The sequence below is a fragment of the Nocardia sp. CA-135953 genome, from assembly GCF_050955735.1.
Lineage (GTDB): Bacteria > Actinomycetota > Actinomycetes > Mycobacteriales > Mycobacteriaceae > Nocardia.
Map to the genome: position 1 here is coordinate 3,670,739 of NZ_CP192082.1, position 22,955 is coordinate 3,693,693.

Here is a 22,955-nt window from a genome sequence, read left to right on the forward strand (position 1 = left end):
CGCAACAAAAGCGGCGGAACGCCGAACTGGCCGGAACGCTGCGGCGCGCCGTGGCCAAGTGACCGGAAATCCTCGGCAAGGTCGGGGTGGCGCTGGTGCCGAGGCAGGGACCAGCGTTGCCGGCCCGGCCCGGCCCGGCACGACACGGCACGAATCGGGCCGGGCCGGCACGGTCGGCCTACGCGGTACGGCGTCCTCGAAGACGATGCAATCCCATCATCGCGGCGGCGACATGTGGATCGAACATGTGCAGTGGGGATTTCGTCATATTCAGCACATCGAGGAATTTCGCCGCAGTCGCCGGATCGTCCGCCGCTGCCCGGAACATCCTGTTCAAGCCTGAATGCGCAAGTGATTTCACCCCTGATGAGCCGAGCTCGACGGGGGGCATCGTCATATCGCTGACCTTTGTCAGCCACCATGGGGTGCGCAGCATGCGGCCGACGCGGCGATAGTAGCGGCGTGGCAGATCGTCGGTCCCCTGCTGGAGTACCTCATCGAGTAGATCCGCCGCAATGGCCGCGACAGTCATTCCGCTGCCGTAGATCGGATTGAAACTGCATACCGCATCGCCGATCGAAAGTATTCCGCCCGGAACACGATTCAGCAGTTCGTATCGGCGCCATATCGCCGTGCGGAACCGATAGGTCGCGACGTCGTCGACAGGTATCGCGCGGCGGATTACGGTAGCGACATCGTCCGGTGCACACGCTGCGGCGTAATGCAGCAATGCGTCCGGACTTGCCGGTGGGTGATTTTCCTTCCCGACGCCGAACGCCGAGAGCACCCACAAATCCCCCTCCTGTACCGCGAAACCGAACCCACGTGGTCGACTGGGCATCGGTCCCACCAGGACGATCCGATCGCCGCCGACTGCGTCCAGCGGTAGGCGGAAATGGCAAGTGGCATAGCCGATATCGACGGGTACCTGGTCTTCGCGTGGCCGCCGGTACCCCAGCGACTCGAGCCAGGCACCGGCTCGTGAACCCCGGCCCATCGCGTCGACCACCAGATCGGCATAGACATGTTCCGGTTCGCCGCCGGTCTCCCGGCGCAGCACCCGAACTCCGCCGACGCTGGTATCGGAGGCGACCAACTCGGCTACGACAGCGTCGTCCCATATCGTCACATTCGGCAGCGCCGATACCCGGGCACGCACATGCGATTCCAGAAATGGCCGGCTGGCGGCAACGGATGTTCTGCCCAATTCGGCGCGATACAGGACGTTTCCGAAGAAGATCGCCCGGAAATCGTCGAATGCGCTGACGGCCTTCGCACCATCGGTGATCAGCTCGTCGATCAGGCCGGGAAACCGGGACTCGGCGATATCGGCGGCGCGCATCAGCAGGCCGTGGGAATGTTGCGATTGTGGAGTGCCGCGGCGTTTGGTTTCCGCGGCCGACAACCGATCTCGCTCGACGACGGTCACCACCGCATAGTGGTCAGCCAGAATGCGGGCCGCGAACAGACCCGCGATCCCGCCACCGAGTACGACCGCATGGTCCCCGGCGCGGCGGCTACCCCTTCGACTCACCGGGGCCTCCTCGTCGGTGTGACGGCGCCGACGACGTCCGAAAGATCGGGCGATCGCGAGCAGAGCACGGCGACCCTACCCTGTTGCGGCGTGGTCGTGCATGTCGTAGACCTGGGGTCAGCGGCCGGATCGGTGGATGACCTCGCGGGCCAAGGCCCGGTATTGCTCGGCGCCGGCGGAGCGAGGCGCCCAGGTGATGATGGGTTCACCGGCAACACTGGCGTCGGGGAAGCGGACCGTCCGCGAAATCACCGTGTCGTAGACCTGGTCGCCGAAGACCTCGGCAACCCTGGCCAGTACTTGACGCGAATGCAGCAGGCGTTGGTCGAACATCGTGACCACGATGCCGAACAGGCTCAAGCCCGGATTCAGCCGGTCCCGCACCTTGTCCATGGTATCGGTGAGCAGCGCGACCCCGCGCAGCGAGAAGAACTCGCATTCCATCGGGACGATCACACCGTCCGCGCAGGCCAGCGCATTCACGGTGAGCAGGCTCAACGACGGCTGACAGTCGATGAGTATGTAGTCGTAGCGGTCCCGAATCGGGTCGAGTACCCGCCGCAGCGAATGTTCCCGGCCGACCTCATTGACCAACCGAATCTCGGCCGCGGACAAATCGATATTGCTCGGCAGGAGATCGACATTGTCGACGTGAGTCCTGATCAGCACCTCGTCGATCAGCTTTCCCGATCCCCCGAGCAGGTCGTATACCGTGCACGGCAGGTCATTCAGTACGGCACCCAACCCGGCGGACAACGCGCCCTGCGGATCGAGGTCGACCAGCAGCACCCGCCGCCCGCATTCGGCCAGCGCAGCGCCCAGATTGATGGTCGAGGTGGTCTTCCCCACACCGCCTTTCTGATTGCACAGGGCAATGACCTGTGCATCAGCGCGGGGCACCGACTGCTCGGATGCATGGACCGCACTCACGATTCGCAAACGCTTCGGCTCGTCCGCACTCCTGAGCCACTCCGTTTGCCGGGCAGATCAACTCGCCGCAGATAGTTTGCCAACATGTCGCCAGGGTAGCCGTTCAACTCCGAGACCGAACCACAAACCCCACATGAGTCCTCGCTCATCAACAATCAGGGCGTAGATCGCTGACAATTCACTGAACCGACCGCTTGGTCGAAACCAGCTCGCCGGGAATGAATCCCAGGAACTGCGCACGTCCGGGTTCGATTCGGGGCAGCTGCGACCGTCGTGCGGCCGCTCGTTATGATCACGACCCTCTGCTTACGATCCTCTGCCCGCTGTCCACCCACGAAAAGGAATGCCCATGGCACGCAAGGTCGTTGTGACGCTCGTCGATGACTTCGACGGCGAATCCGCTGCCGAGGAAACAGTGGCCTTCGCCCTCGACGGCGTCGAATACGAGATCGACCTGTCCACCGTCAACGCCGGCCAGCTGCGCGGCATCTTCGAGCCCTGGGCCTCGAGCGCTCGCAGAATCGGCCGCGCGGCCCGGGGCAAGAGCAAGACCTCGCGCACGGCCAACGACCGCGCCCGCACCGTCGCCATCCGCGACTGGGCCCGCGCCAAAGGCATCGCGGTGTCGGCCCGCGGACGGATTTCAGCAGAAGTAGCCCAGGCGTACGAGAAGGCCAACGCCTGACCGCTGCGCAGCCTGGCGCTGATCACCTCGTCGTCAGTCGGCGGGATGCAATGTCCCGGCAGCGGTTTGCCGTCCGAAATCGTCCCGCGCGACGGTCACCAACGCACCGTCGCGCGGGGTCGCCGAGACGACCAGCCCTTGGTGGTCGAACAGCGGCGACCGCAGCCGATAGTCGAAGATCTGGTCACCGGCGTAGCCGCGGGCCCGGGCGGCCTCTGCCATGGCCAGCGCCTGCAACGGTCCGTGTACGAGCAGACCGGGATAGCCCTCGACATCGCGGGCGTAGTCGCGGTCGTAGTGGATGCGGTGGCCGTTGTAGGTGAGCGCAGAGTACCGGAACAGCAGGGTCGGCGAGGTGTCGATGGCCCATTCGTTTTCGGCAGGCGGGACTTTCGCGTCCCGGCCTGGTTCCGGTTCGCCGGTTCGCCCACTCGCCTCGACGGCGTCGCGGTAGACGATGTCCTGGCGTTCGTCCACGATGATCCGATCGCCCTGCAGTATCTGGTGGCCCACGACGACGAAGGTCAATGCACCACTGCGCCCTTGCTTCTCCTGTGTCGACAGCACTGTCGTTCGTTTCGTCGCCGGTTCGCCGCACACCAGCGCACCGCGGGTGCGCACCTGTCCTCCGGCCCACATCCGGCGTCGCCCAGGCCCCGGCGGCGCCGGAACCGTATTGCGAATCGGATGACCATCGGGTCCCAGATCCGCCTGTGCGGGTCGTTCGAGCAAGTAGATCCAGTGCCACAGCAGCGGAAGTCCCTTGTCGAGATCAAGCAATGGCACACCGAGCAGCCCGCTCAGCGCCTCCGCCGGACCGGGCACCAGCAATTCGGTGCGCTCGACCACCTCGGTCATGCCAGCGACTCCTTCGAAACATGTTCTGCCGATGCGAATTCCGCGCGCAGGGCGGCGTGTGCTCCCCCATCCGAGGTACCGCACCCATCGCCGGTTCCCAGCCGCCCTCCACCGGCGGCAGCATGGCCTGCATTACCCCACCGGGTGTGTCCACCGCCGCCGACGATCACGGGCCGCCGTAGATGGAGAATGGATGACCATTGACGATGTGCGCCATAGCCACACGACAGTAGTCGATCATGTGATCAGGCAGTTCGTTGGCTGAAAACCATTGCAGCTCTGAGCATTTGTCTGGTTCCCGGTTCTCCGGCTCTCCTTTCCAGGAACGTACTGAAAAGAAGAACGCCACTCGTCCGCCGGAGGACGAATTGTGCATGATGTGGGCGAAGTGGACGTCCTCGGGGGCGATGCTGATACCGATCTCCTCCTTGGCTTCGCGAATCAGGGCGTCGATGACGGATTCGCCAGCTTCCAGGTGGCCGGATGGCAGGTGCCAAGCTCCGTCCTCGAAGCCGGTGTTCTGGCGCAGGCCGAAGAGCACGTCGCTTCCGCGGCGTAGCAGGAGGTGAACGTCGCCGATGACTTTGTGTCGCTGAGTATCTGCGCCATGAACCTCGGCGACTGCGCCAGTCATGAAATGAAACCCCTCATTCCGAGGCTAACGGGCATTGAGGCCACAAACCTTCTCGAGAGCGAGCAGCCGATTTGCGAACTCGACGATCGGATTGTGAACCCCGCGAGTTCGAAGCGTAATGGACTGGGGGTGTTGCTATTTTCAGTTCGAGCGGGCTTGGCGACGCCGAACCCCCGGCCTCACATCGGGCCAGGGGTTCGGCGTGTCGAATTACGTTCAGCTCTTGACCAATTCGGAGACTGCGGTGTCGACTTCCTCGGCATCCTCAGGGGCCGCTGCCGCCCGGCTGGGCAGCAGTACAGCCATGGCGATCACGACCAGTCCCAGGGCGGCGGAGACCAGGAAGGCCAGACGCATGCCGTCGAGGTGGGCGGTGGCCGGGTCGATGCCATCGGCGACGAGTCCGGTGCTGCGGGCCGACATCACCGTCACCACCAGAGCGGTGCCGAAGGCCGCGGCGACCTGCTGCAGCGTGCCGAGCATGGAGCTGCCGTGCGAGTACAGGTGCTGCGGAAGCGCGCCGAGCCCGAGGGTGAAGACCGGGGTGAAGGCGACGGCCAGCGACACCATCAGCAGGATGTGCAGAGCCAGCAGCTGCCAGTACGGCATGGACATCGAGATCTGGGTGAATCCGGCCAGCGCCGCGGCGATCCCGACCGAGCCGGGAATGACCAGTACGCGTCCACCGAAGCGGTCGAACAGGCGGCCGACCGTCGGTCCGAGCAGACCCATCGCCAGCCCACCCGGCATCACCAGCAGACCGGTCTGCAAGGGGCTCAGGCCACGCAGGTTCTGCAGATACAGCGGAAACAGGATCATCGAGCCGAGCATCGCCATGAACGCGACCGACATCAGCACGAGTGCCTTCGCGTAGGTGCCGGAAAGCAGGACCCGCAGGTCCAACAGCGGGGTGCCGGTGCGCTGCAGGCGCAGCTGACGGACGACGAATACGGCGATGAGGGCCGAACCTCCGGCGACGATCAGAGCCGGGCTGGTGAGGTTGTCGCTCTCGAACCGGCTGAGCCCGAATACCAGCCCGCCGAATCCGAGCGCGGCGAGCACCACGCTGACCGAGTCGATCGCCCCGGCCTGCGGTTCACCGATATTCTCCAGCCGACGCAGACCCAGCCACGTGACGACCGCGGTGATCGGCAGGACCAGCACGAAAAGCCAACGCCACGAACCGATCTGCAGCACCATTCCCGATACCACCGGGCCGAGGGCGGGCGCCACCGAAATGGCCAGGGTGACATTGCCCATCACCCGGCCGCGGTCCTTTTCGGGCACAACGGTCATGAGTGTGGTCATCAGCAGCGGCATCATTACCGCGGTGCCGCCGGCCTGAATGACCCGTCCGAGCAGCAGCACCGCGAACGACGGCGCGGCGGCCGACAACGCGGTACCGGCGAGGAAGACCCCCATCGCCACGGCATAGGCCCGTCTGGTCGATACCCGCTGCAGGAACCAGCCGGTCGTCGGGATTACGGCGGCCATCGTCAACATGAACGCGGTGGACACCCACTGAGCCGCCCGCTCGGTGACCTCGAGGTCGGCCATCAGCCGTGGGATCGCGTTGATCATGATGGTTTCGTTCAGGATCACCACGAAGGTCGCGAGGACCAGTACCCGGATGACGGTCGGCGTCCGCCCTCCCGAGGCGGGAGCGGAAAGTTCGGCTGACATCGGGTGTACCTCCAGAGTGTCTCGACAGGAATATGTGTGGCGCGTTGCCGATTCATCGGATCCCGCCACAGTGGATGAGACGGGACCGGCGGCTCGAATTCATCGGCAAGGGACAGTATTGCGGTCGCCACCGACAAGTGCGATCGCTTTTTCCACCCATCGCCACCGCGCCGCACACCGGGCACATCGGTAAGAACATACCTCTCATGATGAAGAATGATCCTTCGAGCGCGACGCGAACGGCGCAGCGCAGGATGCCGACGAGCACCGCGGCGGTGTTCGTCATGGCGATGACACTCGTGTGCGCCGGATCTCGCCGATGGGATCGAGGGTGCTGTCCGAGCCGACGCGCCGGACTCGACGACGTATCTCGACGGCTTCGGGAGAACAACCCGATTCCCGGCACCTTCATGAAGTACGGTCAGGCCATGTCCGAGGACTGTGTGGAGCGAGCCGAAGTAGCACAATCCAACACCTACACCTGGGAGGTTGTCGGCAGCGGTCCGACCGGGAAATCCGTTGTCGACTCCGGTGACGGCGAATTCGGCATTCCCGATGACTGCACCGGCCGCAGGTGCACCAACCACATCGAGGTCGGCACCGCGGTGTTCGATCGGGTCGTCGCAGACATCATGATCGAATACCGAAACGCGGTCCTGGATGCCCGCCTCGAGGACGAACCCGACCCCGACCGCCCGTTGGACCGGGTCTCCATCCAGGTCTGCGACGGCAATGGCGTCGAAATGCTCTCGGCGACAGCGGTATTGACCTATCCCGTGGTAACCGTCGCGGATACCCAGACCTACCGTAAGCAAGTGGCGCTGGCCGAGAAGCGGGAGCGGCGACGACGTGAACGCCGCGATAAAGCCATCGCCGCGGGCACCTCCGCCCCACGGTCGGGACCGGCCGACCCCCGACTGGCCGGAGTCATCCTCAACCTGCGCGTCGAAGCCGACACAGTGCGGGAGGAAGTCCCGGACGCCGACCACTGCCGAGAACAATTGGCATTGGCCCAGAACACCGTACAGGCCGCCACCGAAGCGGCTGCACGTGCGCGAATAAGCGGCGCGCAAGGTGAGTTCGAACATGCCCACGCCTATATCCAACGCTGGACACCACGGATCAACCGCTGGGCCGCATTCCTCGAACTGACCACCGAGGCCTACGCCGACGCGGACGCCGTCGACGCCCTCGCCGACCGCATAAGCCTGCAACCCCCGGTCGACAATTAGCTATTCGACCAGCTTCTCGCTCTCAGCCAGTCGTAGGCGACATCGGCGGAATCCTCGTCATCGACATCGACGCGGCCGTTGAGGTCCTGCGTCAGCTCGTCGGTGTGTTCGGAAATCGCGCCCAGCAGGGTTCGCAACTGCGGGTAGCGGTCGAGGACGACGCCGCGCACGACCAGGGTACCGCTGTAGGGCAGGAAGAACTTCTTGTCGTCGAGCACGTCCCGGTGCACCGCTGCTGTTCGGCAGCGGCACACAGGGACTCGAAGTGCTCGTGATCCGGGAATCAGGGGGTGGAGTAGCCGATCAGGGCGCCGATGCCCGCGCCGATCGGGATGGTGACGAGGGCACCGACACCACCGAGGAAGAAGCCGATCACCGCGCCGATCCCGGCGCCGATGAGCGCGCCGATCCCGGCGTTGTACTGCTTGCGGGCGATCGTGTCGGAGGCCTCATCGATTGCCTGCGCGGTCCGCGTGGTGTCGGATTGCGCTGTGAGGGTGAGAGTTCGGCCGTCATTGGCGATCTCCGGCGTGAGGGCGACGGTCCCGGCCGCGGTCTGCAGCCCCAGCGGAATCGAGGTCACCGCATTACCTACGGCGTCGGTGAGGGTGATCGAAAGAGCATCGGCGGCCACGGTGAACCGTCCGGCCTCGATGGTGGTGCTGACTCCTCGGCGGTCTGCTGTCGGTGCGGTGACGAAGTTGATGCCGTGATCGGTTGCCTGCACGGTGGTGTCGGCTGTTATCGGCTGGGCCTGCACGGCGCCTGCGGTAATGCCGGTCGCACCGATCGCGAGCAGGGCGGTGGCGGCGAACTTGGTGGCGCTCATAGTTTTCCCCACATTTCATCGGCTGTCGGGTGCCGACACGTGCCTCAAAGCCCGTGCCGGGCCACGTGATTCAGTCGACCACATCTGTGATCGAAAGGTAATAGTACCGTCCGAGAGCAACCCCTGCGGGCTGCGACTCGGACAGCCGGGGTGCCGAACATGTTGCCGCCCAACATCTCCGGCACTGCGCAGGGTCAGCAGATGGTGCGGGTTCGCAGATCAGTGCCGGTGGCGCGTTGGCCGTCTTTTGCCCAGGCTGCGTCGGTCACGCAGGATGAGCCAGGTCACCAAGGCCGCGATCGCGGCGGTCACCGCGGCCGCGACGGGCACCGGACGACCGCGCGTCACGGCGGCGAACTGTACGGCGCGGTCTTGCGTTGCGGCGCTGGCTCTCTCACGCTTCTCCCGCACGGTTTCCGCCGCATGATGCATTTTGGCGCGGGCATTGTCCACGGTCTGATGCAGTTCCGCCTCGGCTCTGCCCTTCACATCGAGCTTGCCGGTCAGTTCCGCCACAGTCTGTCCCAGCTCTTGTCTGGCCAGGTCGCGATCGGCGCGCAGCAGCTCCGCCTCGGGCGATCCGACTGAAGGGGTGCTCTCATCACGCATCGCTATCCTCCGCTCTTGATCGCATGGATGTCTTGCTGTAGTCCGCTGATCGACTCCCGCGGAACCAGAGGCACCGCCTTCTGCAGGTCCTTCCTGCCGATAGCGGCCGAGGCGGCGCCGACGAGGAGCAGCACCGCCCCGACGATCAGCGCGGCGGCCCAGCCGGACAGCGGACCCGCGAGGGCGATGATCACCGCCGCGATGACGGCGGCGCCGCCGTAGCATGCCGCGAGCGCACCGGCACCGGTCACAACCGCGCCGCGTCCCAGACGTTTGCCTTTGCTCTGCACTTCGAGTTCCGCGAGCTTGATCTCGTCCCGGATCAGGCGGGCCATTTGCTCGGTCGCATCGTTGACGAGCTCGGTAACCGACCGTGTCGCCGTGGGCGACGTCTCGATATACAACCCGGTGGGTGTTTCGGTCATGGCGATTCCTAGGTATTCGGGGAACAGCTCCAGATATGTCCGAGTTGGCCCGCTTTGCGACTTTCAAACCCACGATGGCCAGATCGTCCGAGTGCTGGACCCGATGCTCGATGTGGGCACCATATCGGTTCCACCGGGGGCGCAGATCCGTGCCGATATCGGCTCGCCACAGAGCACGGCACCAGGTCGCCCTACGAGGTGGTAGTCGGCTACCACGGCCCACTCATTCCGGGCAGCTCGCACGACACCCGAATGCCGAAATCTCTTCCCACTCTTGGGATTACCGTCGTTGACTTCCACCGCCCGAGCGGCGAACCATCGAATCGCCGAACACAATGTGCGCCTGCACTACACCAGCACCAAACGCTTCCACCATCCTGTCGGCGATATCGAGGTCGGCTACGAAACGATGCCGCTACCGGCCGATCCCGGTCCCGTTTCGACCGTCTACAGTCCCGAACCCGCCAGCCCCTCGGCCGAAGCCATGACCCTGCTCGCCACCTGGGACACCACCCACCTCAGCGCTGCTCCCGATCAAACGCTGCGCACCCCTGATACCCCGCCGCGAAGAGCGTGGCATCGGCTGTCAGGATGCGGCTGCGGTGGCGCGGGCCCGGTTGTCCCGGATCTCGTCGTGGTGGTCGGAGGCCCAGGTGATCAGGGACGTGACGGTCTCGAGCAGGCTGCGGCTCAGTGGGGTGAGGGCGTATTCCACGCGCGGCGGCACCTCGGCATAGGCGGTTCTGGTCACCAGTCCGTCCTGCTGCAGCTGACGCAATGTGAGGGTGAGCATACGCTGGGATATGCCGGGAACGTCGCGCTGTAGGTCGGTGTAGCGCCGGGGCCCGGCGTCCAGGACGGCGATCACCAGCATGCTCCACTTGTCCCCGACACGGTCCAGTACCTGCCGGATGAACTCCATCTTCTCGGTGGGAATGCCGGCGCACGGCCCGCGGTTGGTGACAACGCTCGATCGGGCTCTGACCTCCATAGCGCACATTCCTCTCCGGCACAGACATCGATGTGCCTTTTGTACAGCCTTCAATACTGTCTCATTATTGCGTTACACACAAACAGTAGGAATCGGAGGGCGGCATGAGGATAGACTCTGGGCCGAGGTCACCTGCCCCTGGTGGGGCCCGGACAACCATCGCCTGAATCGGGCGATCGAGCAGTTCGAGCACGGCGACGAGGTGAAGGTGATCCACCGTTCGTTCCCGCTGAGCGACGGCTTCCCCACCGGCCACACCATCGACGTGCGCGAAGCCCTGCGGCACAAGCACGGCCTGACCGGCGAGCAACTGGAGACGATGACGCACCGGATCGAGGCGATGGCCGCCGCCGGTCAGCCCACCGGTGCCTGACCACTCACCCGCGCCTGGCCCATCCACGCGCATGGCCCATTCAAAGGAGTAGTTCTATGTCCAAAGTGATTGCCATCTTCGGAGCAGGTACCGGTCTCGGCGTGTCCGTTGCCCACCGCTTCGGACGCGAAGGCTTCCGCGTCGCCCTCGTGGCGCGCCGCAAGGACCGCCTGGACGCGCTCGTCGAGCAGCTAGCCGATAAAGGCATCGAAGCGGTCGCCTTCTCCGCCGATCTCTCCGAGCCCGCCGAAGTGCCCGCACTGGTCGCGGCCATACACGCTCGCTTCGGTCGTATCGACGTCATCGAATACGGGCCGCTCGACGGTGAGCAGGGCTTCACGCCGGCCGTCCAGCTGGACGCGACCACCCTACGAGGACTGATTCCGCTGCTTCTGCTCACCCCGGTGGAGGTCGTCCGCGCCGTGCTGCCGGAATGGACCGAGCGCGGCGACGGCGCATTCCTGCTGACCCATGGCTCTACGGCGGCGCAGCCGATACCTCACCTCAGCGGTGTCGGCCCGGTGATGTCCGCCGCCCGCAACTATCTGTACTCCCTCAACGGTGAGCTTGCCGACACCGGCATATATGCCGGCACCCTCTCCATCGGGGCGATGATCGCGCGCAGTGAGGCGGCCGCCGCGGTGGAGGCCGATTCGGACTCGCTTGGGACCTTCCTCGTTGTCGACCCCGATGACCTCGCCGAGTGCTACTGGGATATGTACACCAAACGCGACCGCGTCGAGCAGATCTATCCCGAATCCCTTGCCCCACAAACCATCGCAGGATAACCCGACACAGTATCGACTTCATGGACGGCCTGCACATCGACAAGGCCATCCTCCGCGGATTCGACTGGGGCGCACGGACGGTCGACATCATCGCCGCAAATGTGATGGCCGATCGGGTGCACATGGACATGGTTCGGTCGACTCCTCCTGCTCGCGTGAGCGAGCGGCCGCGACGTATCGCACCGAGGTCGCTGCGACCATGGGCGCGAAGGGGTTTCGGGGTTTCGGTACTTCGCGAATGCTGACGAAGGGCGCGGCGCCACGGTCGTGAACAGGTCACCGACGCGGCGTCACAGCTAGAACCGAGTCACACGGGAAAGATCTTTGGAGTGATAAGCGAGTGTGCGATCAGAGTGAGCCGCCTTCGACAGGGCGGCTGGAGTCTGTCGACCTCGACGAGCACGTGAACACGTTGCCGAGAAGCGCAACGCACCACGCGGACATGATCGACAATGGGGTATGGCGACGGTGCTGCTGGGCGGCGACGTCATGGTGGGCCGCGGTGTGGATCAGATTCTCCCGCACCCCGGTGATCCGACGCTGCGCGAACGGTACGTCGAGGATGCGCGGACGTATGCGGAACTGGCGGAGCAGACGAACGGTGAATTCGACCGTCCCGTGGATTTCGGCCACCCATGGGGCGATGTCCTGGCGATCCTTGCTCAGCTCGCCCCGCAGGTACGACTGATCAATCTGGAAACCGCGATCACCGCCGACGGCGCGTTCGCACCGCTCAAAGGCATCCATTACCGCATGAACCCGGACAATGTGCCGGTATTGACCGCAATCGCGCCGGTCGTGTGCGCGCTGGCCAATAATCACATTCTCGATTTCGGTATTCGCGGGCTCGCGGACACGGTGGCGACACTCGATACCGCAGGCATCCAACGCGCGGGGGCAGGCGCGGACTTCGACCATGCCCGGGCCCCGGCGATATCGGAACTCGATGACGGGCGACGAGTGGTAATCGTCTCGGTCGGTGCGGGATCGAGTGGGGTTCCACAACATTGGGCGGCTCGCCGCGATCGGCCGGGGCTGTGGTGGATCGGCGATACACCGAATATTCGCGCCGCCGACGAGGTGGCGGCAGAAGTGTTGGCGCACAAGCGCGATGACGATATCGCGATCGTCTCCGTACATTGGGGCCCCAATTGGGGGTACGGGGTGCCGGTGAGTGAACGACAGTTCGCACATCGGCTGATCGATGCCGGAATCGACCTCGTGCACGGGCATTCCGCACACCATCCGCGGCCGATCGAGATCTACCGAGGCAAACCGATTCTGTACGGGTGCGGTGATGTCATCGATGATTACGAGGGCATCCACGGCTATGAGCGCTATCGCCCGGAGCTGCGGTTGCTATACCTGGTGTCCATCGATCCTGGCGTGCTGGAAACGCGAATGATTCCACTGCGGATCCGGCGGATGCGCCTGGAATCGGCCACGCGCAACGAAGTTCGATGGCTGTGCGAGACGATCGAGCACATCAGTCGCGCCTTCGGCACCCGGGTCGCACCCCGGCCCAACGACCTACCGTTGGTGTTCAAGACCGCACAACACTGAGGTGGCGGCGGAACCAGTCGCGGGCCAGATCCGCCACCTGCTCGAGCGCACCGGGCTCCTCGAACAGGTGCGTCGCGCCGGGGACGACATCGATCTCACTCGGACACGGCATCCGCAGCTGGGCCGCGCGGTTGAGCTCGAGCACCTGGCGGTCGTTGCCGCCGACGACGAGCAGCGTCGGCGCGCGGACGTGCGCCAGCCGCGGACCGGCCAGGTCGGGGCGGCCGCCACGGGAGACGATGGCCGCGATCTCGGCGCCGGGTTCGGTGGCCGCCCACAATGCGGCACCGGCACCCGTGCTCGCCCCGAAATATCCGGTCGGAAGCCCGCCCAGAACCGCCCGCGTGCGAAGTCCGCGGGTCACCGCTACGAGACGCTCGGCGAGCAACTCGATATCGAAGACCCGCGCACGGTCCCCTTCCTCGGCCCCGGTCAGCAGATCGACGAGCATGGTCGCGAGCCCTGCCCGATTCAGCACATCGGCGACCAGCCGATTTCGCGGACTGTGTCGGCCGCTACCGCTGCCGTGCGCGAAGACGACCAGACCGGTGGAGTTCTCTGGGACAGCCAGTATCCCCGTCAGTCGGATGGACTCCGACGACATGATGACTTCCTGTGTCCGCGTCAGGGGATCGGATGCGGAGGGCTGCGACATCGAACACCTCCTGGTATCCGGACTACCCGCCCGGTCGGACATGCGCAAGCTGCGATCAGGCCGGGTTCCATCCGGCCGACGTGGCGCGCACAATGGATACGCGATCAACACGCTCGTGAACGACGGACTATCGGGGACCTCGCCACAACACGCGATTCCATACCAGCACTATCTCCCGAGATGAAAGCGTTCAGCTATGTCGATACCCGCGAATGTTCGAACGCCGACGGTGCTCGTTCTGGGGGCCGGATTCGGCGGACTGGAATTGGCGGCCTGCCTGTCCGAGTCACTGCCCGGCGAGGTTCGGGTAGTACTGGTCGATCGCAACGACGGGTTCACGTTCGGTTTCTCCAAGCTGGAGATCCTGTTTCGCGATCGGACCCCGGAATCCGTGCGCGTCAGCTACCGCGACCTGGTCCTGCCGGGGGTCGAGTTCCGGCAGGAGCAGGTCACTTCGATCGACCCGCAGACCCGCCGCGTCGTCACCGATCGCACCAGCTACGACCCGGACTTTCTGGTTGTCGCTTTGGGCGCCGATTACGACCCGGCCGCTACCCCGGGGTTCGTAGCGGACGGTAACGAGTACTACTCGATCCAGGGAGCTTGCCGGCTACGCGATCGGCTGGCCCATTTCGACGGTGGCACCGTTCTCGTCGCGGTGTTGAGCGTTCCGTTCAAGTGCCCGCCCGCACCCTACGAAGGCGCGATGCTGCTGCACGAACTGCTGACCCGTCGCGGCGTCCGCGACCGCACCCGCATGCATGTGCTCACGCCGATGGACTCACCGATCCCGGTCTCCGCGGACACTTCCGCGGCGCTTGTCGAAGCGCTCGCAGAACGTGGCATCGACTACTCGCCGGGGCGGCGGGTCCATGCGCTCGACCCGGAGAACCATATCGCGCAGACCCGCACCGGCGTCCTCGCCTACGACCTGTTCATCGGCATCCCGACCCATTGCGTCCCGCCCGTCGTCGAAGCATCCGGGCTGACCGTCGACGGCGCCGATGGTTGGATCCACGTCGACCCGCGGACCCTCGCCACCCCGTATCCGGGCGTCTACGCCATCGGTGACTGCGCGGACGCGCCGGTGCCGCGCGCAGGGGTGTTCGCAGAGAACGCCGCGCGCACGGTCGCCGCGCATATCGGCGCGCAACTGCGCGGAACACCCGCGCCCGGAAAATATCTCGGCCAGGGCTCCTGCTACATCGAATTCGGCGACGGACTCGTCGGCAAGGTCGACGCCGACTTCCTTTCCGGGCCGAAACCGGTCGCGCCGTTCGTCACACCCTCGACCGAATTGGCAACCGAGAAGGCGGAATTCGCCGCTACGCGTATTCGGCGCTGGTTCACCGATCAGCGGACAGTTACGGGGAACTCCTGAATCAGGTTGTTTCCCATACCTTGGCGATTCCAGAATTGCTCGGTCGGTTGCACATTCCCATCCGCGTCCGTGGCCCGGCAGCCCAGTCGATACTCGCCCGGTCGCGCATCCCAGGTGTAACTCCAACTGCGCCAGGCGAATTCGGCGGCAATGCTGTCCAATTGAGCGTCCCGCCAGACACCGTCGACGCCGACTTCCACTCGCACCACCGGCGAGGTTCCGCACCACGCACGACCGCGAAGGAGGACCGCACCCGCGTCGACCGTGCGTCGCCGACTCGGAAAATCGGGAAGGCCAGGCGGAATCATCAACGCACGCACCTTGATTCGCGAAACCGGCACACCCGGATCGTCGACGTCGCGTTGGTAGTGATAGGCCACCGCCTGTTGGAGCCCGGTGAAGGGCAGGTCCACGACTTCGATATTCCGCAACCATTTGACGCTCGTCATGCCGTACCAGCCGGGCACGAGTAGTCGCAATGGAAAGCCGTGCTGCGGCGGGAGCGGCGCGCCGTTCATTTCGTAGGCGAGCAGAATTTCGGGTCTGCGGCATTCGCCGATGCTCAGGGAGCGTTGATAGTTGTGCTCCACATTGTCCTGGAACCCGCGATCGGCCCCGGTGAATACGACCTCGACCGCCTCGTCGCGGATACCGCAGTCGTCGAGAATCCCACCGAGTGCGGTGCCCGTCCATGCTGCCGTGCCGATCGCCTCGAGACCCCACGGTGTGCTGACATTGCGCGGGTCCATCCCCGTGCGTCCGTTACCCGCGCATTCGAGGGTGACCGGAATCGTCGATGCCGGTCGCGACCTGATGTCGTCGAGCGACAGCTCCAATTCGCGCTGGACATTCCCGGTAACCCGCAGTCGCCACGCCGATGCGTCGATCTCGGGGATGTCGAAATGAATCAGCAGGTAGTGCATGCCGACGGGCGTGATGTCGTACCGCATGCCCTCGAGTTGCATGCCGTGGTTGCGCGTCGCCAGGGCGAGCTCGTCGAACCGGACGCCCTGCGCGCGCGAGACGAGTTCGGTCATCGGCTCGGGCTGATTCTGATCGAGGCGGAACAGGCTGTCGGGGTCAGTATAGGACCGCCCGGTCGGGTCCGACAGGAGCTACAAACGTGCTGCGCTGAATCCGACTGCGGCACCGATGAAATCGCCGTAGCGGGCGTGTGCCCCGGGGTCGGTTCCGCCGCCACAGACCGGGTCACCGGCGGCGCAGAATTCGCCGGTGCGATCGGAGTACCGGTCGGGAACGCTCCACCCGATCGAGCGCAGCGGGTCACCGAAGAGCAGAACTACTGCCACGCGGTCGACGAGATCGCCGGGCAGTTGTACGACCCCCGGCAGCCCGGCGACGATACCGGTACCGAGCGCGCCATGCACCACGCCCGCCCCCAGCGAGTAGCCGGCGAGTATGAACCGTTCGGCCGGGCAGGCCGCGGCTCGATATATGACATGTGCGACCAGATCGGCGCTACCCGCGCTCACATCCGTCAAATTCGCGGGGTAGTTCACCGAATACGCACGCGCTCATCGGTAATGCCCGCCGCATCGCGTCGTACAGCGGATCACCGACGTACGTTCCGAGGTACCCCGGTTCCTGGGTTCCCCTTGCCATCACCAAATCCACCGCGGCACACGATTGTGCCGCGGCATGCGGACCGAGCACGGCACTCGCCGCGATCAGCAAGACCGCGAATGCCGATGCCATCGGCCACCTCTTGAACAGAACCACCTTTCGGTCGCTCATTTTCCTCACCTCTCACGCCGTTGTGAGAAGTGCTTCCTCAGCCCTCACGCCATTGTGAGGCGTCGAGTGACACTTGTCAGCGACAAGTCTCAATGTACTCCGCTATGCGGCACATGGACGACGACAGTCGGCCGACTCGGGAGCGATGTCGCGCCCGAGTCGGGCGACTGTTTCAACACTCAGATGGTCAGCCGGGCAGCCCCGCCTCGATGGCTTCGATGATGCGGGGGCGCAGTTCGGCGGCGCGGATGATGGCGTCGACCGAACCGACCTCGACAGCGCGCTGAATGTTGTGCACGCGGTCGAATTCCGCCGCGACCTCGCCGAGTTTCTCCGTGCGAACCGACGACCGGACCTCGTCGCGTTCCGCCGTCAGAGCCGCACGGTCGGCACCGAGCGCGTTCGCGGCACGTGCTTCGAGATCTCGCACGCGCTGATCGGCTGCGGTACGGGCGTCGACCTCACCGGCGAACACCACCGCGGCCGCCGGAGCGCCGCCGAGCACCGAGGCGAACGAGCCTTCCAGCGCGAGCACGGTCATACTCGGGTTGAGCAGCTTCGAGAACACCACGAACGCGCCGCCGTGATAGCGCGAGATCACGCAGAACACGATGGGGCCCTGGAAGTTCACGATCGCACGGCCGATCTCGGCACCGTACTCGAGCTGCAACTTCCGCATCGATTCCGGCGAGCCGTCGAAGCCCGACAGGTTCGCCAGCACTACCAGCGGCCGATTGCCGCTGGCCCCGTTGATCGCCCGCGCGGCCTTCTTCGAGGACTGCGGGAACAGCGTGCCCGCCGTGTAGGTGTCCGGTCCGTCGGTAGAGGGGTAGCCGCGGCGCGGCACTCCCCTGGACTCGATGCCGAGCAGGCACACCGGAATACCGCCGAGACGCGCGTCCTGCACTACGGCTGTCTCGGCGTCGGCCATCCCCGCCCAGCGTTCCAGCACCGGGTGGTCCTGATCGGCCACCGCCCGCATCACGGTTCGGATGTCGAACGGCTTCTTGCGGTCCGGGTTCGCCGTGGCGGAGAAGATCTCGCCGACCGTGGTGAAGTCGCTGCCCGCCACGACATGCGGGAAGTCGGAGACGTCGCGATCGACGGGGTCGCTGGTCTGCGACCGCCGCGGCGACTGCTCGCCGGGCGCCACATAGGTGTGGTCGTAGTGCGACATCAGCACATCCCGCGCGGCGTGCAGGTTCGGCGCCCAGTACTGCGCCTGCCCGTTCGGACCCATCACCCGGTCGTAGCCGCCGATACCGAAGTTGTCCTCGGCCGACACACCACCGGAGAAGTCCAGCGCCTGCTTGCCGGTGAGCACCATCGCCGAGTCCGGCGTCATCACCAGGATGCCCTTGGTGTGCATGAGCATGGTGGCTTCGGCATTCCAGTACGGCTGCGCGCCGACGTTGATGCCCGAGACCACGATGTTGATCTCGCCGCCGTCCTGGGTGAATTCGACGATCCGCTTGAGCGCCGCCGCCACCCAGTCCATGTTCTCGGTGCCCGACTGCATCGAGATCCGAGCGCCGGAGGACAGCGCGTACCACTCCAGCGGCACCTGCATCTGTTCGGCCAGGTCCATCGCGGCGATCACGCGACGACACTCCGGTTCCGAGAGCGCGCCGAGCGATTTCGTCGGATCACCGAGCAGCACCACCCTGGTGATGCCGTCCGGGTACTGCTCGGTCGGCGTGGTGACCACACCCGCGACGATCGCGGCTTTGTTGCGTCCCTTGGGCCGGTCGACCGGGACGAGCGTGTGATCGGCGTCGAGGTCGTACTCGGCGAACTCACCGAGCAGACCGGTCAGTTCGTACGGGTACACGGTGTTGCGGCTACGGGCCCGCAGCACCTTTTGCCGGTACTCGTCGATCGGCTCGACCACCCCGTCGGACCGCTCACCGATGGTCACCGCGGTGCCGCCGGTGGCGTCGAACGAGATGCGCACGGCGACCTTGATCAACTCACCGGACTTCCGGTCCTGGTGCCGCGCGATGAGCAGGATCTCCTCCAGCCCGGCACCCGCCGTCGTCGGCGCCACCCGATCGACGATCGTCTCCAGCTCGGCGCGGGTCATCTCGACCGCTGGCCAGATGTACATCACGATGCGGTTGGTGTGGAACCGCTTGGCCGACGGCCGCTGCGACTGCGCCCGGCGGATCGAGTCGAGGCAGGTGGCGATGGTGCTCTCGGCCGTCGGCAGCGCCAGCAGCCTGCCGTCGTGCTCGCGCAGCGCAGCCAGGTCACGCACCTGCGCGAATGCAACGAGACGCTCGTCGGCCGCGTTGTCTTTCGCAATGCACCGGAACAGGTAGATCTCCTCGTCCGAGGACGGGAGTCGGGTGAGGTCGAACTTGCGCAGCCGCTTCATCTGCATCCGCTCCGCGATGTACGGATGCAGGCCGCGGATCAAACGCTCCTCGGCCATACCGGTGGCGGACGGGCGGAAGGTGAAGTGGTGGTGCATCACCGCACCGCCGCTGCCCGCGACGGTGGCGGTGAGCCGGTGGATCTGGTTCGGCAACGGCCGAGTACCGAGCACTTCCTGCAATGCTGCCGCCATCGCGTCGAAGTCCTCCGGCTGCTTTTCCCAGCTCAGGTAGATGTCGACTTCGATGGACGCGGCCACGGTCGCCAGTTCGGTGAGACCACGCAGCACGGTATCGAGCGCGTCGAAACTCACCGCCGCCGATACCAGGCTCTGGCCCCGACGCTCGGCGATCACGAAGGTGCACCCGCCCGCCTCGCGGGTGTGCACACCGGTCAGACCTTTGTTGCCGTAGTACCGACGGGTCAGCACCTCGAGCATGGCGGTGTTGTCGGCACTGCCGCGCACCAACCGCTGACCGAGCAGCCGCACCAACGGCTCGGTACTGCGCACCATCTCGGAAACGCGTTCGGCGCGATCGGGCGTTTCCGGGTACGCGTCGAGGTGGCTCAGCTGTTTACGAACATTGGTGTAGACGCGGGCGCGGTTGCGCCGCAACAGCGGCTGGCCGAACCAGGAGTACACCAGACCGCGGGCGAGGTCGGCGATCACAGGGAAGCGCACCTGCGTCGCGACCACCAGCCGCTCCAGCGCCAGTCCGACCGGCTCGCGCAGCGCCCGGTCCGGCACCGGCTCGCCCAGCCACTCGCGCAACAAGGTGGTGATGACCGTGACGGTGTCGGACGGCCGTTGCTGGGCGAGGAAGATCCGGAAGACAGCGGCTTCGAGCTCCGGGGAACGATCCAGTTCGGTGACGCCGTAGTGCCCGAGCGCCTTGGCCAGCTCGGCCTGGTACGACTCCGGCAGCCCGGCCCGCTCGACATCCAGACTCTGCAGGTAGGTGTGGAAGTACTCGCGGGCGCTGTGGACGTGGCCCTGGACGCCGTCCTCGTCCCAGGACCGGTTGTGGCTCAGTTCGGACAGGTCGGAGAACATCTGTACGAGTTCGATCTCGTCGGCGAGGGGCCTGCGGTTGTCCGCGATGGCCGCCCGACGCACGGCGAGGTAGTGGTCGAGCACGCGGCGCTCGTTGTGCGGGTCGACGTCGAAGCCGAGCAGCAAGCTGCGCAGGTCCTGCAGGCTGCGGGCGATGCCCTCGTGCGGTCGGTCCGGTGCGGGCTCGTCGGGCAGGTCCAGTTCGACCGACGCGACTTCTTCGGCGTCCGCGGCCTCGTCGTCCTCGACGAGCGGCTCCAGCCGCAGCAGCGGCGCGCCGGTCTCGACCTGGGTGCCGACGGTAACAGCGCATTCCTTCAACCGAGCCCGGAACGGCGCGCGCAGCACCGTTTCCATCTTCATGCTCTCGAGTACCAGCACCGGCGCACCCGCCTCGACTTCGGCACCGACCTCCAGGGGCGTGGCAACGACCAGCGCGGGAGCAGGCGAGCGGACGACGCCACCCTCGTCACGACTGATCCGATGCGTCACCCCGTCCACATCGACCAGATGAATCGTCCCGTGCGTGCCGGTGATCACGCGGTGCCGGGTGCCGTTGACCACGATCTGCCCGGTGTGGCGGTCGAAACGTTCGAGATCGACATCGGCGGCACGCATTTCGCCGCCCGCCTCGATGCCGATGCGGAACCGGTGCGCACCGATCCGTGCCACGCGCACCCGGTAGCCGACGCCGCGCAGCTTGAGGTCGTGCGGCCGGCCGCTCTCGTGCTGCACCTGGGGACGGCCGCCGGCCGCCGTGGACAGCAGCCGGTGCCGCTCGACGCGCTCGTCCTCTTCATAGGCATCGATGGCGGCGACGGCCACCGCGACCGCCGAGTGGCGATGCGATACCAGGCGTCCCTCGGCGCGAACACGGTCGATCCAGCCGGTGTCGGCGCTGGCGTCGATCACCTCGGGCTGGTTCAGCAGGTCGAGCACGAAGCTCTTGTTCGTCGCGCCGCCCTCGATGACGACCCGGGTCTGCGCCACTGCCCGGCGCAGCCGGCCCAGCGCTTCGTCGCGGTTTCGACCGTAGGCGATGATCTTGGCGATCATCGAGTCGAAGTCGGCGGGAATCGTGTCGCCCTCACTGACACCGGTGTCGACTCGAATGCCGGGCCCGGCGGGCAGATCCAGCCGGGCGATGCGGCCCGGAGCGGGCGCGAAGTCGCGGTCCGGATCCTCCGCATTGAGCCGGGCCTCGATCGCGTGCCCGCGCTCGGCCGGAGGTTCGCCCGCGAGCTTGCCGCCCGATGCGACCAGCAGTTGCGCCCGAACCAGGTCGAAACCGGTGGTGTACTCGGTGATCGGGTGTTCGACCTGCAGTCGGGTATTGACCTCGAGGAATGCGAACAGCTCGTCACCAGGGTGGTACAGGAACTCGACGGTCGCGGCGCCGCGATAGTCGACCGCGATCGCCAACCGCTCGGCCGATGCCTTGAGTTCGGCCGCCTGCTCGGGACGCAGTACCGGCGACGCCGACTCCTCGATGACCTTCTGATTGCGCCGCTGTACCGAGCAGTCGCGGACGCCGAGCGCCCACGCGGTGCCCTGGCCGTCGGCGATCACCTGGACCTCGACGTGCCGTGCACCGGTCACCAGCCGTTCCAGGAAGACCACGCCGCTGCCGAACGCGCGCGCGGCTTCCTGACGGGTGCGCTCGTAGGCATCGACGAGCTCGGCCTCGTTCGTGATGACCCGGATACCACGGCCGCCACCGCCGGCGGTCGCCTTCAGCATCAGCGGGTAGCCGATCTCGGCTGCGGCCGCGATGGCGGCGTCCACGGTGTCGACGGCACCGCGGCTCCACGGCGCGACCGGCACACCGACTTCCTCCGCGATCAGCTTGGCACCGATCTTGTCACCGAGCTTGCGCATGGCCTCCGGACTGGGGCCGATGAAGGTGACGCCGATCTGCTCGCACAGCTCGGCGAAGGCCGGATCCTCGGCGACGAAACCCCAACCGACCCAAGCGGCGTCGGCCTTGGTCGTCACCAGAGCGAGCTCGAGCGCCTTCAGATCCAGATACGGGCGCGCGGACGCCGGACCGAGGTCATAGGCGATATCGGCCTCGCGCACGAATGTCGCGTTCCGGTCGACATCGGTGTGTAAAGCGACGGTTTCGATCGGTCGCCCGGTCTCCGCGGCCAGATCTCGGACGGCATGGATGAGGCGCATAGCGGCCTCTCCCCGGTTCACGATGGCGATGCGGCTGAACACGCGCCAACTCCTTCCACTCCACAGCACTGGCCCGGTCGGGCGACGGTTTGCGACTGCCCGTCCGGCGTAGTTTGCACTCCTACTACGCCCAAGTACACAGCGTCAGCTGGTTACCCGCGCGTATCGTGCGAAATACCTCATTTATGCCTATGACACTAATGGCGGAATTCGTCGGTCGGCAGGATTCCAGTACCGTACCCGTGATCGAGTCGTAGCCGAGTCGCGTATCGATCAAAGCAATCAATCGAGTGGCAGCGTCGATTCGCGTCCGACCATCGTCAGATGCGTTGACCTGCAATCTTTCTCGCGGGTTCGGGCGCAGTGTGGGAGGTGATCTGTGTGGCCGACATTCTCGATGTACTGCACGCGCGCTGCGCCGA

General features: G+C 65.7%; 19 protein-coding genes and 4 pseudogenes. 8 read left to right on the plus strand and 15 right to left on the minus strand.

Going from position 1 to position 22,955, the window contains the following annotated elements; translation table 11 throughout:
* Positions 1-178: 178 nt before the first annotated feature.
* Both ACQPXH_RS17000 and ACQPXH_RS17005 read right to left on the minus strand, forming a co-directional pair.
* Positions 179-1,534 carry an NAD(P)/FAD-dependent oxidoreductase gene (locus ACQPXH_RS17000; protein ID WP_433597508.1) on the minus strand — a complete coding sequence of 452 codons (1,356 nt, stop codon included), beginning with the start codon at positions 1,532-1,534 and terminating at the stop codon, positions 179-181.
* Between the two features lie 117 nt (positions 1,535-1,651).
* Complete coding sequence (locus tag ACQPXH_RS17005; protein WP_433597509.1) at positions 1,652-2,473, minus strand: ParA family protein; 822 nt, start codon at positions 2,471-2,473, stop codon at positions 1,652-1,654.
* 340 nt (positions 2,474-2,813) lie between these two features.
* Here ACQPXH_RS17005 and ACQPXH_RS17010 point away from each other — a divergent pair, with 340 nt between their 5' ends.
* The gene (locus ACQPXH_RS17010) at positions 2,814-3,149 is read left to right on the plus strand and encodes a histone-like nucleoid-structuring protein Lsr2 (protein WP_433597510.1); all 336 of its coding nucleotides are present in this window, start codon (positions 2,814-2,816) and stop codon (positions 3,147-3,149) included.
* Positions 3,150-3,182: 33 nt separating this feature from the next.
* On the opposite strand, the gene ACQPXH_RS17015 is transcribed toward ACQPXH_RS17010, so the two are convergent.
* From ACQPXH_RS17015 to ACQPXH_RS17025, 3 genes are all read right to left on the minus strand, one after another.
* A complete protein-coding gene (locus ACQPXH_RS17015; RefSeq protein ID WP_433597511.1) occupies positions 3,183-4,007 on the minus strand; it encodes an FAS1-like dehydratase domain-containing protein in 825 nt (274 codons plus the stop codon).
* Between the two features lie 166 nt (positions 4,008-4,173).
* Positions 4,174-4,641, minus strand: a complete 468-nt coding sequence (locus ACQPXH_RS17020; protein ID WP_433597512.1) for an NUDIX hydrolase — start codon at positions 4,639-4,641, stop codon at positions 4,174-4,176.
* Positions 4,642-4,857: 216 nt separating this feature from the next.
* Positions 4,858-6,324 carry an MDR family MFS transporter gene (locus tag ACQPXH_RS17025; protein WP_433597513.1) on the minus strand — a complete coding sequence of 489 codons (1,467 nt, stop codon included), beginning with the start codon at positions 6,322-6,324 and terminating at the stop codon, positions 4,858-4,860.
* A 206-nt stretch (positions 6,325-6,530) separates the two neighbouring features.
* Here ACQPXH_RS17025 and ACQPXH_RS17030 point away from each other — a divergent pair, with 206 nt between their 5' ends.
* A complete protein-coding gene (locus tag ACQPXH_RS17030) occupies positions 6,531-7,556 on the plus strand; it encodes a hypothetical protein (protein WP_433597514.1) in 1,026 nt (341 codons plus the stop codon).
* Here the strand turns inward: ACQPXH_RS17030 and ACQPXH_RS17035 are convergent.
* The 4 genes and pseudogenes from ACQPXH_RS17035 to ACQPXH_RS17050 form a co-directional block, all read right to left on the minus strand.
* A pseudogene (locus ACQPXH_RS17035) lies at positions 7,553-7,768 on the minus strand (glycine betaine ABC transporter substrate-binding protein); the annotation flags it as partial. The gene ACQPXH_RS17030 and the pseudogene ACQPXH_RS17035 sit on opposite strands and share 4 nt — an antisense overlap.
* Before the next feature lie 71 nt (positions 7,769-7,839).
* Entirely contained in the window at positions 7,840-8,385 is a 546-nt protein-coding gene (locus ACQPXH_RS17040; RefSeq protein WP_433597515.1) for a hypothetical protein, read from the minus strand.
* A 219-nt stretch (positions 8,386-8,604) separates the two neighbouring features.
* Positions 8,605-8,994: a DUF3618 domain-containing protein gene (locus ACQPXH_RS17045; protein WP_433597516.1), complete on the minus strand. Its 390-nt coding sequence runs from the start codon at positions 8,992-8,994 to the stop codon at positions 8,605-8,607.
* A gap of 2 nt (positions 8,995-8,996) precedes the next feature.
* Positions 8,997-9,419, minus strand: coding sequence for a phage holin family protein (locus tag ACQPXH_RS17050; protein WP_433597517.1), 423 nt, complete (start codon positions 9,417-9,419; stop codon positions 8,997-8,999).
* A gap of 289 nt (positions 9,420-9,708) precedes the next feature.
* Here ACQPXH_RS17050 and ACQPXH_RS17055 point away from each other — a divergent pair.
* A pseudogene (locus ACQPXH_RS17055) lies at positions 9,709-9,903 on the plus strand (hypothetical protein); the annotation flags it as partial.
* A 102-nt stretch (positions 9,904-10,005) separates the two neighbouring features.
* On the opposite strand, the gene ACQPXH_RS17060 reads toward ACQPXH_RS17055, so the two are convergent.
* Positions 10,006-10,341, minus strand: a complete 336-nt coding sequence (locus ACQPXH_RS17060; protein ID WP_433603486.1) for a winged helix-turn-helix transcriptional regulator — start codon at positions 10,339-10,341, stop codon at positions 10,006-10,008.
* Positions 10,342-10,477: 136 nt separating this feature from the next.
* Here ACQPXH_RS17060 and ACQPXH_RS17065 point away from each other — a divergent pair, with 136 nt between their 5' ends.
* The 4 genes and pseudogenes from ACQPXH_RS17065 to ACQPXH_RS17080 all read left to right on the plus strand — a co-directional run bounded on the left by ACQPXH_RS17065 (position 10,478) and on the right by ACQPXH_RS17080 (position 13,134).
* On the plus strand, positions 10,478-10,783 hold the full coding sequence (locus ACQPXH_RS17065; protein WP_433597518.1) for a hypothetical protein: 306 nt from the start codon (positions 10,478-10,480) through the stop codon (positions 10,781-10,783).
* 56 nt (positions 10,784-10,839) lie between these two features.
* Positions 10,840-11,571, plus strand: coding sequence for an SDR family NAD(P)-dependent oxidoreductase (locus ACQPXH_RS17070; protein WP_433597519.1), 732 nt, complete (start codon positions 10,840-10,842; stop codon positions 11,569-11,571).
* A gap of 11 nt (positions 11,572-11,582) precedes the next feature.
* Positions 11,583-11,690 (plus strand): annotated as a pseudogene (locus ACQPXH_RS17075) (alpha/beta hydrolase); the annotation flags it as partial.
* Between the two features lie 340 nt (positions 11,691-12,030).
* Entirely contained in the window at positions 12,031-13,134 is a 1,104-nt protein-coding gene (locus ACQPXH_RS17080) for a CapA family protein (RefSeq protein ID WP_433597520.1), read from the plus strand.
* Here ACQPXH_RS17080 and ACQPXH_RS17085 read toward each other — a convergent pair.
* Positions 13,115-13,768: pseudogene (locus ACQPXH_RS17085) on the minus strand (dienelactone hydrolase family protein); the annotation flags it as partial. The gene ACQPXH_RS17080 and the pseudogene ACQPXH_RS17085 overlap by 20 nt on opposite strands.
* Positions 13,769-13,985: 217 nt before the next feature.
* Between ACQPXH_RS17085 and ACQPXH_RS17090 the strand changes: the two are divergent.
* Positions 13,986-15,170, plus strand: a complete 1,185-nt coding sequence (locus tag ACQPXH_RS17090; RefSeq protein WP_433597521.1) for an NAD(P)/FAD-dependent oxidoreductase — start codon at positions 13,986-13,988, stop codon at positions 15,168-15,170.
* Here ACQPXH_RS17090 and ACQPXH_RS17095 read toward each other — a convergent pair.
* The 4 genes from ACQPXH_RS17095 to ACQPXH_RS17110 form a co-directional block, all read right to left on the minus strand.
* Positions 15,143-16,207, minus strand: coding sequence for a sulfite oxidase (locus tag ACQPXH_RS17095; protein ID WP_433597522.1), 1,065 nt, complete (start codon positions 16,205-16,207; stop codon positions 15,143-15,145). The genes ACQPXH_RS17090 and ACQPXH_RS17095 overlap by 28 nt on opposite strands.
* Positions 16,208-16,285: 78 nt before the next feature.
* On the minus strand, positions 16,286-16,663 hold the full coding sequence (locus ACQPXH_RS17100; RefSeq protein WP_433597523.1) for a cutinase family protein: 378 nt from the start codon (positions 16,661-16,663) through the stop codon (positions 16,286-16,288).
* Complete coding sequence (locus tag ACQPXH_RS17105) at positions 16,650-16,925, minus strand: hypothetical protein (protein WP_433597524.1); 276 nt, start codon at positions 16,923-16,925, stop codon at positions 16,650-16,652. Before ACQPXH_RS17105 ends, ACQPXH_RS17100 begins: the two co-directional genes overlap by 14 nt.
* A 187-nt stretch (positions 16,926-17,112) precedes the next feature.
* On the minus strand, positions 17,113-22,575 hold the full coding sequence (locus ACQPXH_RS17110) for a carboxyl transferase domain-containing protein (protein WP_433597525.1): 5,463 nt from the start codon (positions 22,573-22,575) through the stop codon (positions 17,113-17,115).
* Positions 22,576-22,955 lie beyond the last annotated feature (380 nt).

Excerpts from the sequence above, each read along its gene's own strand:
- ACQPXH_RS17105 (WP_433597524.1), bottom strand. The coding sequence starts at position 16,925 with ATGAGCGACCGAAAGGTGGTTCTGTTCAAGAGGTGGCCGATGGCATCG.
- ACQPXH_RS17030 (WP_433597514.1), top strand. The coding sequence starts at position 6,531 with ATGATGAAGAATGATCCTTCGAGCGCGACGCGAACGGCGCAGCGCAGG.
- ACQPXH_RS17070 (WP_433597519.1), top strand. The coding sequence starts at position 10,840 with ATGTCCAAAGTGATTGCCATCTTCGGAGCAGGTACCGGTCTCGGCGTG.
- ACQPXH_RS17090 (WP_433597521.1), top strand. The coding sequence starts at position 13,986 with ATGTCGATACCCGCGAATGTTCGAACGCCGACGGTGCTCGTTCTGGGG.
- ACQPXH_RS17040 (WP_433597515.1), bottom strand. The coding sequence starts at position 8,385 with ATGAGCGCCACCAAGTTCGCCGCCACCGCCCTGCTCGCGATCGGTGCG.
- ACQPXH_RS17045 (WP_433597516.1), bottom strand. The coding sequence starts at position 8,994 with ATGCGTGATGAGAGCACCCCTTCAGTCGGATCGCCCGAGGCGGAGCTG.
- ACQPXH_RS17095 (WP_433597522.1), bottom strand. The coding sequence starts at position 16,207 with ATGACCGAACTCGTCTCGCGCGCGCAGGGCGTCCGGTTCGACGAGCTC.
- ACQPXH_RS17015 (WP_433597511.1), bottom strand. The coding sequence starts at position 4,007 with ATGACCGAGGTGGTCGAGCGCACCGAATTGCTGGTGCCCGGTCCGGCG.
- ACQPXH_RS17060 (WP_433603486.1), bottom strand. The coding sequence starts at position 10,341 with ATGGAGTTCATCCGGCAGGTACTGGACCGTGTCGGGGACAAGTGGAGC.
- ACQPXH_RS17020 (WP_433597512.1), bottom strand. The coding sequence starts at position 4,641 with ATGACTGGCGCAGTCGCCGAGGTTCATGGCGCAGATACTCAGCGACAC.
- ACQPXH_RS17025 (WP_433597513.1), bottom strand. The coding sequence starts at position 6,324 with ATGTCAGCCGAACTTTCCGCTCCCGCCTCGGGAGGGCGGACGCCGACC.
- ACQPXH_RS17010 (WP_433597510.1), top strand. The coding sequence starts at position 2,814 with ATGGCACGCAAGGTCGTTGTGACGCTCGTCGATGACTTCGACGGCGAA.
- ACQPXH_RS17080 (WP_433597520.1), top strand. The coding sequence starts at position 12,031 with ATGGCGACGGTGCTGCTGGGCGGCGACGTCATGGTGGGCCGCGGTGTG.
- ACQPXH_RS17050 (WP_433597517.1), bottom strand. The coding sequence starts at position 9,419 with ATGACCGAAACACCCACCGGGTTGTATATCGAGACGTCGCCCACGGCG.